Origin of the sequence: Bacillus sp. FSL K6-2819, assembly GCF_038008305.1 — a bacterium.
Taxonomy (GTDB): Bacteria; Bacillota; Bacilli; order Bacillales; family Bacillaceae; genus Bacillus; species Bacillus amyloliquefaciens.
The window spans coordinates 1,733,657-1,748,627 of the sequence record NZ_JBBOYV010000001.1 but is presented as its reverse complement, the minus strand read 5'-3'; the positions used below and the strand labels follow the sequence as shown (position 1 = coordinate 1,748,627).

The window sequence follows — 14,971 nt, the reverse complement described above, 5'->3', positions numbered from 1 at the left end:
TTAAACCTCCACTTCATAGGTATCCCAGATGTTTGCCGCAGCTTTTTCGTTCGCTTCTTCTTTGCTGTCCGGCGAAATCAGCCGCTTATTTAATACTGGCGGTGTTAAAGGATGGCGCTTGATGCGGCGCCCTTCGTCTTTCTGCCACGCTTCCACAATGACGTGGGCGTTTGTACCGCCGTCGGCAAAGCAGTTTATTCCTGCCGCCGGTATTGGTGACGGCCAGTCTGCCAGAGTGCGGGTGAACTGAATATTGGCCTTTTCTCTGTCAAAGTGTGTATGTTCATGCTCGCCTGATAAAAACGGGATAAAGCTTTTCTCTTTCAGCATGAGCACAACTTTTATGAAACTTGCAATTCCTTCCGCGCAAAGCGGGTGCCCGATGTTCGGTTTCACAGAGCCGATTCCGAGCGGGCCGGCGTCTGTTGAGCGGTAGACGGATTGAATGGCCTTCAGTTCTAACAGATCAGTAACGGCCGTACCTGAACCGTTCGCTTCAATATGGGTGATTTCTTCCGGCCGTTTTCCGCTTTTTTCAAGTGCCGTCTTCATGACGGCTTTTTGCGCTTCCAGACTCGGCGTAGCCGGTCCTGCCGTTCTTCCGTCATTATTGACAGAAGCCGCCTTCACTACGGCATAAATCGAATCTCCGTCTTCAATGGCCTGAGACACGGTTTTTAAAAGAACCATTCCGACACCCTCGCCCAGCACGACTCCATCTGCGCGTTGGTCAAACACATGGAACGACTGCGCTTTACTTAAAATGCCGCGCTGTTCAAACAATTTATGGGTTTCTTCAGATTCAAACAGGCTCACGCCGCCGACAACGGCCGCTTTTATTTCTCCTGTTACAAGGGCTTGCACGGCCATATTCATTCCGACTAAGGCAGAAGAGCAGGCTGTATCCAGAACAACACTCGGGCCGCGCATATCGAAGTATTGGGAGAGATTTGCAGCCAAATAGTTCTGCCCAAGCGCGACAATCGGATTTTTCGCATCCAGCAGTTTCTCTTCACCCGGTCTGTGACGGCTCCGTCCGCCAAGATACACACCTATCGCATCCCCCTTGATCTCATCCGGCGAATAGCCCGCGTGATACCACAGGTTAAGACACTCTTCCAGAACAGCCAGAGCTTGAGGGTCCATTGCCTTTACATCCTCTTCAGCCAGTAAAAAGAAGTCCGGATCAAATTGATGAATTCCATCAAGCATTCCCGCGTAATAAGGCGTCTTAAAACCCCATCGCTCAGCCGGAACAGGACGGATGGCCGAACGGCCTTCAGCCAAAAGCGACCAGTATTCCTCTAAGGAAGCCGCCCCCGGAAACCGGCAGGACATGCCGACGACCGCAATATCTTCACCGTGAATCTGTTTTCCGGCCGGCTCTAGTTGCACCGATACCGCTTGTGTTTCAATTGCCGGCTCAGCCGGCGCTTTTGAAACAGGATTGTCCGCCTTCAAATTAAACAGATCTGACAACACCTCTGTGTGTCCCTTGAGAAGCCAATTTGCGAAAGATTGAATGGTCGGATATTCATACAGAATTGACGGGTCAAGAGATGCCGAGAGATCCCGATTGATCCTCTGCAGAAGCTGGGCAAGGATAATAGAATCCACTCCGTACTCTTGGAATAATACATCTGTCTCAAGCTGCTCCTGATCAATCCGCAGTTCTTCAGAAAATAATCCCGTGAGCCATTCTTCTGTTTTGCTTGCTAATTGTGCGTTGTCTCCGGCAGTATCAGTGGTTTTTCCCGCCGGTTTTACCATAGCCGGACTTATTGGCTTATCCTGCCTGCTCCGCCGCATGAATTGCTCCGGTTTCCACAGCTTAGGATTCAGAACGGCCGGCATCACCGGGCCCCTTGCTGATTCCAGAAGTATGCCGTCAAGGAGCTGTAATCCTTCTGCGTTCGTGATGCTGTATAAGCCGCTCTCTTTATAAGCTTTGTTCGTCACTTCGCCCATTCCGGTTTCTTTCCAGTTCGGCCACTGAATGCTCACTATTGGCAATTGCTCTTTGAATGAGTTTGCAAAATAGTCCATATACGCATTGGCCATGGCATAATCGGCCTGTCCTGCCGAAAGCGCCGGTATCGCAGCTGACACGGAAGAAAACAGGACGAAAAACTCCAGCGGTTCACCGCTCAGCACACTGTATAACGCCTGAAGCCCGTCTACTTTCGGCTCAAGCACCCGCTGTATATCCTCATCGGTTTTTCTGATAAATGCGAGCGTCTCTTTATCTGTCACACCTGCGCAGTGGATAACGCCGCCGATGGGCCCGAGCGTCTGCTTTATCTGATTCAGTTCCTGTCTCAGCCCGGCTTCATCCGCTAACGAAACTGACAAGACATTCACTTGTACACCTTTGGATTCCAAATCGAGAACAGCTTCTATTTTCGCTTTTACAGAAGCCGGCATCCCATTCAGGCTGCCTGTCCACTCATTTCGCGGCGGAAGGGTCTCACGGCCTGTAAGCACCAATTTTTTCACACCGTAATGTTCGGCAAAATGTCGTGCGCATAAAAGGCCGATACCCCTTGTGCCCCCGGTGATCAAAAGCACATGGTTTTGCGGAAATTCAATTCTCCCGACTTTTAAATCTATGTTTTCTGAGTCTCTCAATACGCCCCGGTAGCGCAAGCCGTCCCTCCGGCAAACCTCCGCGTCATCAGTGCGGGCATGAAACTCATCAGCAATTTGCTTCGCCAGTGTTTCATCCGGCAGCACTCCTTCAAGGTCGAGGTGCCTTGATGACAGATGACTGTACTCGTATGCCAGCATTCTGTACAGACCGGCCCGTTCTGATCCGGTTGTTTGATTGGCCTCTTTTCCTATTGATTCAAGGTCTTTCGTGACACAAAGCAGTGTCAGTCCGTCTTTATGCCCATGCTCAATCAATTGCTGAAGCCATTGGATACCGGTCATGCCTTCAGGATCTTCTTTCGCTGCACCAAGGAGATCGATGACTCCGTCAAACGCCTGCCAGTCATATTCACCAGTAAGGTCTGCTGTTGTGATGATCCGGTTGTTCGGCATATGCCCGGCGATCTCTTCTGCGAGATTCATCGTGTCCCCGCCTGTCAAAATCGCAACGGGGCGTGTGCACGGTTCACGCAGTTCAAGCGGGCTCAGCTCCCATTGTTTCGTCAAAATGCGTTTGATCCGCTCTTCTGTACGAGCCTGATTCTTTTCGGGATTCTCCGGCACCCAATACATGTCTTTGGCAAACGGATAAGACGGAAGACTGACTAAACGCGGCGTCTTTTTTTCATACAGGCGGTTCCAATTCAACACGCCGCCTTTCACCCATACCTCTGCCAGCTTGGCGAATTTTCCTTTTCTGATCCAGGCATCAATAACGATGTCCATATCTTCATCCGCCGTGAACAAGGCAAACGTATCTTTATTGCGGTGAGACTGGCCGGTATACAGCCCGGCGGTGTTTTTCTCATTTCCCGTAAATGCTTCCAGCTTTGTTTCCAATTCCGCCATCGTCGCTGCGAGAATGGCCAAACGCTCTTCCATTTCGTCCCTTCCGGTTTGCAGTGTATAAGCGACAGCCGCCAAGTCTTGATCTGTGTACGGTGTTTGTCGGATCGCTTTTTGCAGCTGCTGCGCCTGTTCAAACAGTTTTTCTTTTGATTTGGCGGATAGAAGGATAATGGCCGGATTTTCCGGACTGTGCTCAGGCTGAGCGGTTTCTTGCGGGACATACTCTTCAATGACAATATGGGCGTTGACCCCGCCGATGCCAAATGAGCTGACCCCGGCCCGGCGCGGAATGGCATTTCCGTTTCTATCTTCCGCTGCCGTCCATTCCTGATTTTCCTGCACGATGTAGAAAGGACTGTCATCCAGCTGAATGTAAGGATTGATTGTGTCGCAATGCAGGCTTTTAACCAGCGTTTTGTGCTTCATTTGCAAAAGCACTTTCATTACGCCTGATACTCCCGCGGCAAGCTCCAAATGGCCGATGTTGCTTTTGACCGAGCCGATGCCGCAGCGGTGATCAGAGACTTCAGGCTGCTGATTTGTTTTCGAAAGCTCGTGAAACGCCGCTTTCAAACCGTTTATTTCAATCGGATCACCCAATTCCGTTCCTGTACCGTGCGCTTCAATATACGTGATGGTGCTCGGATCCACTCCCGCTTTCCGATAAGCTCTCACCAATAAGTCAGCCTGCAGTTTCGGATTCGGCGAGGTTAACGTATTCGCCCGGCCGCCGTGATTTTCCGCCGTACCGCGGATCACGCCGTAAATCGGATTTCCATCCCGTTCGGCATCTGTCAATTTCTTCAGCATCAGAATTCCCGCGCCTTCTCCTCTGACATACCCGTTGGCATCCTTGGAGAAGGTTTTGCATTTTCCGTCTTTGCTGAGCATGCCTGCTTTGCTGTAGCTGATATGTGCTTCTTCCGTCAGAATCGTGTTGATCCCTCCGGCAATCGCCATGTCGCATTCTCCGTTTTCTATAGCGGATACCGCCCGGTGGATCGCCACAAGCGAGCTTGAGCATGCTGTTTCAATCGGCTCGCTCGGCCCGTGAAGATTTAACAGATAGCTCAAACGGTTCGGCCCTATGGAAGGAATCATGCTGCCTGTCGCCGCATGTCCTTCCGGCGCAAGACCCGCTCTTGTGAACAAATCTTTATACCCGGTATTTCCGGTGCCGATAAAGACGCCCGTATTTGTACCGGAAAGGCTCTCCGGCTTACAGCCCGCATCTTCTATCGCCCGCCATGCATAAGTCAATAACAGCCGCTGCTGCGGATCTAAATATTGGGCTTCCCGCGCTGAAATGCCAAAGAACAGCGGATCAAATTCAGCTATTCCGTCAATAAAGCCGCCCCACTTGATGTTCGTTTTGTTTCCTTCTAGATTCGGATCGCCATCAAACGCTTCCCAATCCCAGCGGTCTTTCGGGATGGTTGTGATAGAATCTTTTCCTTCTTTCAGATTGCGCCAAAATTCCTCTATATCCTTCGCGCCCGGGAATCGGCCGCTGATTCCGACAATGGCAACCGGATCGAAGCGGCGCGGCTCTTTTGTCTCTGCCGCAGCGTTCATTACCGTCGCGAATCGCTTTCTTCGCTCCATTTTCGGCTTACGGGCTTTTGGCTGCTCTTCTTTCGGTGACTCTTTCTTCTTTTCGCCGAAACGGCCCGGATGCTCTTTTGCCAAATATCCGGCGAGATCGCTGACCGTCCCGTACTCAAAGAAAATCGTCGGTGCCAGCTCCAGCTGATACGCTTCATTTAATTGATTCGTAAAGACGGTAAATGATACAGAATCAAAACCGTATTCACTCAATTCCGTTTCTATATCAATGTCATCACGGCCGACTTTTAAAATTTCGCTTACCATAGCTGTCAAAGCGATATGAAGCGTTTGAAGAAATTCTTCCGCATCTTGTGTTTCTTCCGGCTGAGAAGGAAGCCCGCCTTCTGCCTCATCTGTCAAATACTCCGCTAAACTGCGGATCGTTCCGTGCTCGAAGAAAATTGTCGGCGCCAGTTCCAGCTGATACGTTTCATTTAATTGATTCGTAAAGACGGTAAACGATACAGAATCAAAACCGTATTCACTCAGTTCCGTATCTATATCAATCTCTTCTTGGCCGACTTTTAATATTGCACTCACCATTCGGATAAGCGAATCGTGCCATTTGCCTGCTGAGCCGGCGGATACAGGCTCGTTCGTCTTCTCCTGCGGTTTTTCAGATTCAGAAACGGTTAGGAACGTCCGTTTCAATTTTGCTGCGTGTCCTTCAGCCGCTAATAGCTGCGGCTTTTCCTGAGCCATTCCTTCATAAAATGCAGCCAGACCTGCCGCCTTCTGCAGCGGAACCATGCCGAAGGATTTTTTCATCATTCTCTCGGTCTCATCTCCTGCCTGCATGCCGCCGTCTTTCCACAGCGTCCAGTTAAAGGCGATCGTTTTTCCGTGCCGCAGGCCATTCTCCGTAAGGGATTGCCTGTAAGCGGCGTACGCATCCATAAACGCGTTGCCGGCGGCATAATCAGCCTGTCCGACATTGCCGAGAACACCGGAAACACTGGAGAACAATACGAAAAAGTCAAGGTTGCAATCTTTGCTGGCTTCGTCTAAATAAGCGGTGCCGATCACTTTCGGAGCCAGCACTTCACTGAACTCTTCCTTCGTTTTTTGCAGCAGAAAGCGGTCTTGTATCACTCCCGCAGCATGAATAATTCCGTTAAGCTTCCCGAATTCCGCCGTCAGTTCTTTTATCAGCGCTTCGTTTTCCCGCCGGTTTGCCGCGTTCAGCTTTTTATAGACGACATTTGCACCTGCCTGCCGAAGCATAGCGAGCTCGCGCTGCTTGGCTTCAGTCAGATCAGAGCGGCCGGTCAGAATGACATTCGGGTGTTTTACGCGACCTGCGATTTCTTGTGCGAACATCAAGCCCAGGCTTCCGGCGCCCCCGGTAATCAAATATACGCCTTCGTCCTTCCAGACGGTGCCGCTTCCTGCCGGATTCATTTCTTCCCAAGCCTTCACATACCGTTTTTCTCCTTTATAACGGATATGTTTATCATGCGGCCGATGACTGTCGTTTTTCAGTTTTTGAGCGACAGCCGTCATTTTGCCGATTGAGTCTATTTCGATGAGCTGGCAGTCAAGTTTTCCGTATTCCAGCTCGGCTGTTTTTAACAGACCTGTTAATCCGGCAAACAATTGCTGGCTGCCGTCTGCTGAAATAACGGTCTGAATCAGAATGCGGCCTTGCCTTTTTTCGCTGATGATCCGCTGGATGTGTTCAGCGATCGTCTGCGCATAGCTTTGGAAACGTTCAGCGGCTGTTTCGTCCTCACTTTCAACAAACAGCAGTTTGGCGTCTTTCAGGACGGATGCCACTTTATCTTTTACATGGCCGGCCTCTTCACAAAGTATGATCAAATGCTCATCAGCATGGACCGAAGCTTCATCGGATGCCGCAGCTTCTTTCCAGACCGGTTCAAATAAAACCTTTTCCGAGCCGGATGGCGACTGAGCCGATTCCGCATCCCCTTCAAGCACTCTCGTAGAGAAGCCTCTTATCTTCACACAAAGTGCTCCTGTTTCATCAAACAGGTCAATGTCGGCTTTCTGCACGGAATCGCCGGCTTGATATCCTTCGCTGAAGCGTGCATGCGCCCGCATAGTCGGCGTGCATGCTTTGACGACTTCAAGGGATTCAAGCGCAAACGGCAGAATCAGCTTTTGTCCGGAAAACTCCTGCATAATGCAGATTGTCGCCGTCTGAATAGCCGAATCAATAATGCTCGGATGAAGTGTAAATTGCCCGTTCGTGTGAGAAACCGAAGCCGGAAGCTGTATGTCCGAAAACACTTCTTTTTCGCCGATCAAGGCGGATTTGATGCCTTGGAACGCTTTTCCGTGGAACATCCCCCTGCTTCTGCCTTCCCGATAAAAGGCCGCCGGATCAAGGATGTCAGCTGTACACCTATTTTGTATGGCGGAAAGGTCTGCCTCAGGCTCTTGTTCAGCCTTTATGATTTCGGCCCGTCCTTGGCTGTGCAGCACTTCTTCATCGTCAGCGTTTACGCTGTAAATGTCATACGAGATGATTCCGTCTTCTTCTGGAGACAGCGCAATATGGACTTGGCGCTCTTGTTCGTGAACGACGATCGGCTTCAGCCAGACCGTATGATGGAGCGTAATTCTGTCGCCGTCTTTTAATAAACCGCCAAGCGCCCGTTTTACCGCTTCATAAGACATTTCCAAATATGCCGCTCCCGGCAGCACCGCTTTTTCCCTGACCACATGATCCTTCAGGAAAAATTCTGAGCCTGTAAACAGTGAGCTGAACCGCTGAATGGCCAAGTCTGACGTGTTTTGCTGCACGAGCGGGTGTAAAACTGAAATTCCGTTGTGTGCGGCAGATGTTTTCTTTCCTGCTTTTTTCGGCCAGTACGGTTCCTTTGCAAACGGGTAGACCGGCACGCTGATTCGCTTCGGATGCTTGTCTTTGTAAAGCTTGCGCCAATTGATGGCGACACCTTTACTCCACATCTCAGCGAGCTTCGATCCTTTTCCTTTCGCAAGCCATTTTTCGATAAGTTCAGCGCTGTCATCATCATCAGAAAGCCAGGCAATGTCTTTCGCCTGCTGTTTTTCTCCCGTATAGCAGCCTGTTATAGCCGGCTTTTCATTGATAAAATCCGTAAGCTGCTGCTTCAGCTCCGCTGTTCCGCTTGTAATAAAAGCCGCACGTTCCTCCATCGCTTCCCTTCCGACTTGGAAAGTGTAGGCAAGATCAGCGAGATCAGCATCCGTTTTTCCTTCCAGAAAAGCAAGCAGCTGTTTTGCGTATTCCTTCAGACGGTCTTTTTTTCTGGCAGACAACGGAATGATGAACGGACCGCCCCAGTCTCTTGCTTCAGATGCATCCGGATATTGCTCAAAAATCGCATGTGTGTTTGTTCCGCCAAGCCCGAATGAACTCAAAGCCATGCGGTGTGCCGTGTTCTCCCGGCCTAACTCTTTCTTGGCTTCCGCAACGTAAAACGGAGAGTCTTCTAAATGAAGATTCGGGTTCGGCTCTTTGTAATTGATGCTCGGCGCGATTTCCTGCTGGTATAAGCTCATGACAACCTTGATGCAGCCAGCCATTCCGGCCGCTGTATCCAAATGTCCGAGATTTGTTTTGACTGATCCGATGCCGCAGTATTGTTTTTTATCTGTATATCGGCCGTACACTGATTGAAGAGCGGACAGTTCAATCGGGTCGCCGAGTTTCGTTCCTGTGCCGTGAGCTTCGACGTATGCGATCGTTTCAGGATGGATGCCCGTCTGATCAATAACCTTCTGAATGACGTCAGCTTGTCCTTTAACGCTCGGCGCGTAAAATCCGACCTTATCCGCTCCATCGTTATTGACTCCGATTCCGCGCAGCAGCGCATAAATATGGTCGCCATCCTTAACGGCATCCGAAGCTTTTTTCAAGAGTACGGCGCCGGCTCCTTCACCGCCGATCATTCCGTCAGCAGCCGCATCAAACGCTTTAATATGCCCGTCGCTTGAAAAATTCAGCCCCGGCTGATGAATATACCCGGCATTTGATTCCGTATGAAGAGTCGCACCGCCGACAAGGGCGTACTTAGCTTCCCCGGACTGCAGGCTTTGAAAAGCCGAATGCAGGCCGATTAAGGAAGATGAGCAGTTGGCATGAACAAAATAGCTCGGCCCTTTCAACCCGAGTTTATGAGAAATCATCGTCGGAATCGTCCCGCTTTGGGCAAGCACCCATGACACGTAGCCATCCGGCGTTTCCAGCTGTTCTGTCGTCTCCTCCGGCAGCAGGCTGCGGTAAGAGTTCGTGCTTGCAGACATATACACGCTTGTTTCCGGAATTTCTTTTGAAACGTACCCCGCATCCTCGATCGCCTTCCAGGAATGAAGCAAAAGCATTCTCAGCTGAGGATCCATATATTCGGCATCTTTCGGTGAAAAGCCGAAGAAACCGGGATCAAACATTTCTTTCCCCTCTAAAACTGATTTCGCCGGAACGAAGCCGGGATGACTGGCCAGTTCCTCAGAAATACCGAATCGGCGGAGCTCCTCTTTTGAAAAGAATGTGATGCTTTCTTTGCCTTCTTTGATATTATTCCAAAATTCATAATGATCCTTTGCTCCCGGAAACTCACAGGATATACCGATAACCGCTACGCTGTCTTCGTAATAATCAGGAAATTCCCCCGGCGGGTTTTTCCGGTCTTCTGCATTCACTTTCTTTTGCGGCACAGGAGCAGAAATGACTTCTTTCGGTTTTTGTTCAGCGATAAACCGGCTGATGTCTTTTACCGTCGCGTATTCAAACAGCTCCGTCACACTGAATTCACAATCCAGTTCCTGCGTAATCCGATCAGTTACAGTCACGGCAAGGAGCGAATCACCCCCTGCATCAAAAAAGCGGTCATCAAGCTCTATGTCACTGCTTTTCAATACGTCCTGCCAAATGGCCAGCACCGCCTGCTGAATATGAGATGAAGAACGTGTTTTTGTTTGCGGCTGTTTTTCTGTCAGATCGCGTGCTGCAAGAAGCTTGCGGTCAACTTTTCCGTTTGGTGTGAGCGGAAGCTCTTTCAGGCGGATAAAGGAAACTGGCACCATATAGGCCGGCAGCGATTGTTTCAAATGATTGCGCAAATCCTTTGAAGAGGGAAGCGGCTCTTCGTCTTTCCGGATATAAAACGCGCAAAGCTTTTCATTTCCGGAGTGATTGTTCACAACAACTACGCTTTCCTGAACGGCCGGATGGGCATTCAGCCTGCTCTCAATATCTCCGGGTTCAATACGGTAGCCGCGGATTTTGACTTGGCTGTCCATCCGTCCCATGTATTCAATGCGGCCCCCGGGAAGAAAACGTGCCATATCGCCTGTTTTATAAAGCTTTGACCCCAGTTCGAGCCGATGGCTGACGAAGGCTTTATCTGTCAGCTCAGGCTTGTTGAAATACCCTCTAGCCAATCCGTCTCCCGCGATACAAAGTTCTCCCGGCACCCCTTCTAAAACAGGATTGAGGCCCGAATCCATAATATACACACGGGTATTGGCGATCGGGCGCCCGATCGTAAGCGCACTCTCATTTTCCGTTATACGCTGCACGGCGGACCAGATTGTCGTCTCTGTCGGCCCGAACATATTCCAGGCCTCACTTTTCGTATCAAGGAATTGCTGCTTCAATTGTTCGCTAAGCGCCTCGCCGCCGCAAAGGATTTTCACTTTCTCTTCATTTGTCCATCCGGAATGAAAGAGCATTTTCCACGTAAACGGCGTCGCCTGCATGATCGTCGGTTTGTACTCTTGAATCAGCTCTTTCAGCTTCCGTGCGTCTTTAGCGACTTCTGTCTTACAGATGTTGCACTCAGCTCCTTTGATTAAAGGAAGGTACAGCTCCAGCGCCGCGATATCAAAGCAATATGTCGTAACGGCAAGCAGTTTATCTTCGGACGAAAGACCCGGCTCATGCGCCATCGATAATAAGAAATTCGTCAGCGCCCGGTGCGGAATCATGACGCCTTTCGGTTTGCCCGTGCTGCCTGACGTGTAAATGACATACGCCAGGTCGTCAGGTGTTACCAGCCGCTTCAGCGACGTTCTTTCCGCCGCTGTCTGTTCAATGTCATGCCAATCGCGGTCAATGGCAGCTGTCTGCACGCCGCCCCAGTTCAATGAATGCTCTAAATCAGCTGTCGTCAGGCACATTGAAATCCTGCTGTCAGCGATCATATATTCCAATCTGTCAGCGGGGTAAGAAGGATCGAGCGGCACATACGCTCCCCCGGCTTTTAAAATACCGAGAAGGCCGACAGCCATATGCAATGAACGGTCTGTGTAAATGCCGATCAGTTCGTCAGGCCCTGCGCCGTGCGCCTGCAAAAAGAGCGCCAGCTTCGTGCTTTTTTCATCCAGCTCGCGGTATGTCAGCTTTTGCTGTTCATAAACAACCGCACAAGCATCAGGCGTTTCTGCCGCCTGACGTTCGAATAATTCATGGAAGCAGGCATCCGGATACTCACGGCTTGTTTCATTCCAAGTCTTAAGAATCATTTGCTCCTCTCTTTTTTTCATGAGAGAAACGTCCTCAAGCGGCATATCCGCATTTGCCGTCAAAGATTCAGCGGCCTGTACAAATTGGTTAAAAAGTCTCGCTGCCCCTGCTTCATCGAATAATTCAGTGCTGTATTTAATCGTAAGATCCATGCCGGATGCTTCTTCCCACATTTCAAATACAAGGTCATATTCCCCTTCCTGATGAATGTCTTTTACAAACTCACAGGAGAATTCATTGTATTCATCAAGCATCGATTGATAGCTTGAATCCTGCAGAAAGTTCTGATAGAAAAAGGCGTTGCTGAAAATAGGCGAACCGTTCTGCCGGGGTTTCGCATGAACATCACGCACCATTTTCGGAAACGGATAAAATGAGTGATCCAATCCGTCCAAAACGGCATCCTGCACCTTTTGAACAAAGTCAGCAAACGTTTCTTTTCGTCCGGCTTTGCTTCGGATCGGAAGCATGTTGAGGAAATGACCGATCACACCATCAAAGCGTTCTTCAGGTCTGACCATTGCAGGCATGCCTGCCACAATATCTTCCTTATCTGTATATTTCGCTAAAAGCACCATGTAGCAGCTCAGCATGACGGTGGACAAGTGAATCGAACGGGATGCGGCAAACGCCGTGACATTTTTCAGCAGCCGTTCAGGAAGGCGTCGTGTCAGCGTATCTTCTGTAAACTCCGGAGCACTGCTGTCCGTGCGCATCGGCGGAAGCTGGAGGTCGGGCAGATCGCCCCCGAGCTGTTTCATCCAGTAAGCGCGGGAAGCTTTGCTTTCTTCACTTGCCAAGTACCGCTTTTCCCAAGCTGCGTAATCGGGCTGAATGCCGGAAGCAGCAGCCGCAAACTCTTCTTTTCCCTGAAGCAGCGCCTGATAGTGATCCAGCAGGCTGTGAATAAATGTAATGGATGAAATGCCGTCAAACACGATGTGATGAATGACTGTCAAAACATAATGTTCCGCATCGGATTTTGAAAGCAGCTGCACACGCAGCAAAGGTCCGCCTTCTTTGACAAACGGCTCTTTCACTTTTTTCCGTATCAGAGCGGGTATTTGTGATTCATTTACGTCAGAAATATCTTCTTCCATAAATACAAAAGGATCTGCCGATTCTATGAAATAAAGCCCGCCGTCTGTTTCTTTCACGGCGCTTTTAAGCATCGGGTGCTGTGTTAATACGAGCTGAAACGCCTGCTTCATTTTCTCTTTGTTGATTCCTGATGTGAATCGGAAACAGAGCGGGACATGGTATGCAGTCGTTTCAGGCGACATTTTCTGCAATGTCCACAGCCCTTTTTGCACTTCTGAAAGCGCTGGCGCCGTTTTCTGTTTCTCACGTTCTGCCGGCAGCTCGGCTTTTGCGGGATGATGATCAGCGGAGGTGCTACCCGCTTTTTCAGCGGTATAAGCCGCTAAAGCGCCAATGGTCGGGTTCTTGTGCAGCTCTCGCGCCGTCAGCCGGATATGATACGTTTTTTCAATCGATCTGGCGAGTTTCATCATCTTGATGGAATTGACGCCAAGACTTTGAAGCGGTGTATGCGGATCAACGAGTTCATCCGCGATAGAAAGTTCCTCTTTCAGAAAACGGATAAAATCCCGTTCAATCTCTTTCTCCGCAGAAGCCGATTCTGAACGGCCGTCTTCTTGCTTGTTATTATGTAATGAATCAAATTGTCCTTGTTCGAATGAATGTTTCAGCTGAGTGCGCTGGATTTTCCCGATCGCCGTCTTAGGAATGTCTTCTTTTGCGACCGGAAGCAGATAATCAGGGGTGACGCCGATTTTCTGTGTCACATGCTGGTGAATGTGATGAAGAAGCTTCGTCATGCGGTTCTCATCCAACGGAACGGATGTCACAAAGAAAATCGCCAGCTCGTCTGTCGTGCTTTGATTCGGCCGGACGGCGCATGCCGCTGTATATGACGTTTCGATTTCCGGTAATTCCTCAACGGCTGATTCAATGGCGTGGCTGTAATAATTCACACCGTTGATAATGATGGCATCTTTCGTTCGGCCCGTTATCGTCAGGCGGCCTTCACGCAGAAAGCCGAGATCTCCCGTTTCAAACCAGCCGTCTTCTGTAAAGACACTCTCGTTTAAGTCCGGACGCTCATAATAACCGCTTGTTACAGTCAGACCCGACACTTGGAAACGTCCGATTTCTCCTTCTTCCACCACCTGATTGCGGTCATCCGTAATTCTCATATTAAACCCCGGAATCGGGAGACCGATCTCCACGAAACGATCATCATCACTCGTGTTTTCCAGTGTAAACTCATCTGAGAAAATAACGCCTGAAGATGTTTCGGACATTCCCCATGCGGGACGGATGGCATTAGCCGGCAGACCATGCGGCTCTAAAAGCTCCATAATTCTGCGCCCGACTTTCGCAACCGTGGCCTCCCCTCCGTTCAGCATGTAACGCATGGAGGATAAGTCCCATTTCCGGTTTTGAATGTCTTCTGCGAAATCGGCGAGCAGTCCGAAGGCAAAATTAGGCGCCCACGTGACCGAAGCGCGGTAATGATCAATCAGATCAAGCCATTTTAAAGGATCCATCAGAATGGATTCGCTCGGTATATTGATTTCTTCACATCCGAGATAAACATCACGCAGATGGAGCATCCCGATGCCGCCGACATGGTCAAAAGGCATCCAGTTAAACGTGACATCCTCACTTGTATAGCCTTGCATCTGAATATTTCCTTTAACCATGCAGACGATGTTTTCATGGCTGAGCATCACGGCTTTCGGCGTGCCCGTGCTTCCCGAGGTCAAAAGCAGCATCGCCAGATCATCCGGACGGGGATGATGGCAGTCCTCAGCCATTTCCTCCGCTGAAAGATCTTCTGCCGCCAAAGCGCAGAACCCGGAAAGCTCCTGCTCCTTCGCCCATGCAGTCATCTCCGGCAGCACTTCACGGCTCGTGATGACATACGGCTGATTCAAAAGCGTCCAGGCGTCTTTCAGTTTTTGCGTCCCGCTGTTCATTTCTGTGTAAGCCGGAGCGGCCGCAAGCGGAACCGGGATCGCTCCTAAAAAAACACAGCCCCAAAAAGCAGGAATCAGCTGAGAATTGTCACTTAGCTGTAAAATGACTTCATCCTGAGCCTTCACTCCTGATTGGCGGAGTCCTTTCACAATCGAAAGAGCGATCTTTTTCAAGCCGCTGTAAGTCTGATACACTTCGGTGCCGTCAGGCTGTATATATGTGATGCCCTTTTGATCTCCCGCTGCCGCGGCGGTTTTATGCAGGACTTCAGGAATCGTCATCGGCTGATCCGCTGAAAGCCGCAATGATTTTCCATAGCTGACAGATGGCTTGAGTAACCCGCTTGCCGTCATATCACTTTTCATAGAGCTGCCTCCATTTCAT

1 protein-coding gene is annotated in these 14,971 nt (G+C 50.0%); it reads right to left on the bottom strand.

Annotated elements, in window-relative coordinates; translation table 11 throughout:
- Positions 1 to 14,952: a non-ribosomal peptide synthetase gene (locus tag MHH91_RS09070; protein WP_014471839.1), complete on the bottom strand. Its 14,952-nt coding sequence runs from the start codon at positions 14,950 to 14,952 to the stop codon at positions 1 to 3.
- Positions 14,953 to 14,971 lie beyond the last annotated feature (19 nt).

What these genes read in the sequence shown, in the direction of transcription:
- MHH91_RS09070 (WP_014471839.1), bottom strand. Translation starts at nt 14,952, where the DNA reads ATGAAAAGTGATATGACGGCAAGCGGGTTACTCAAGCCATCTGTCAGC.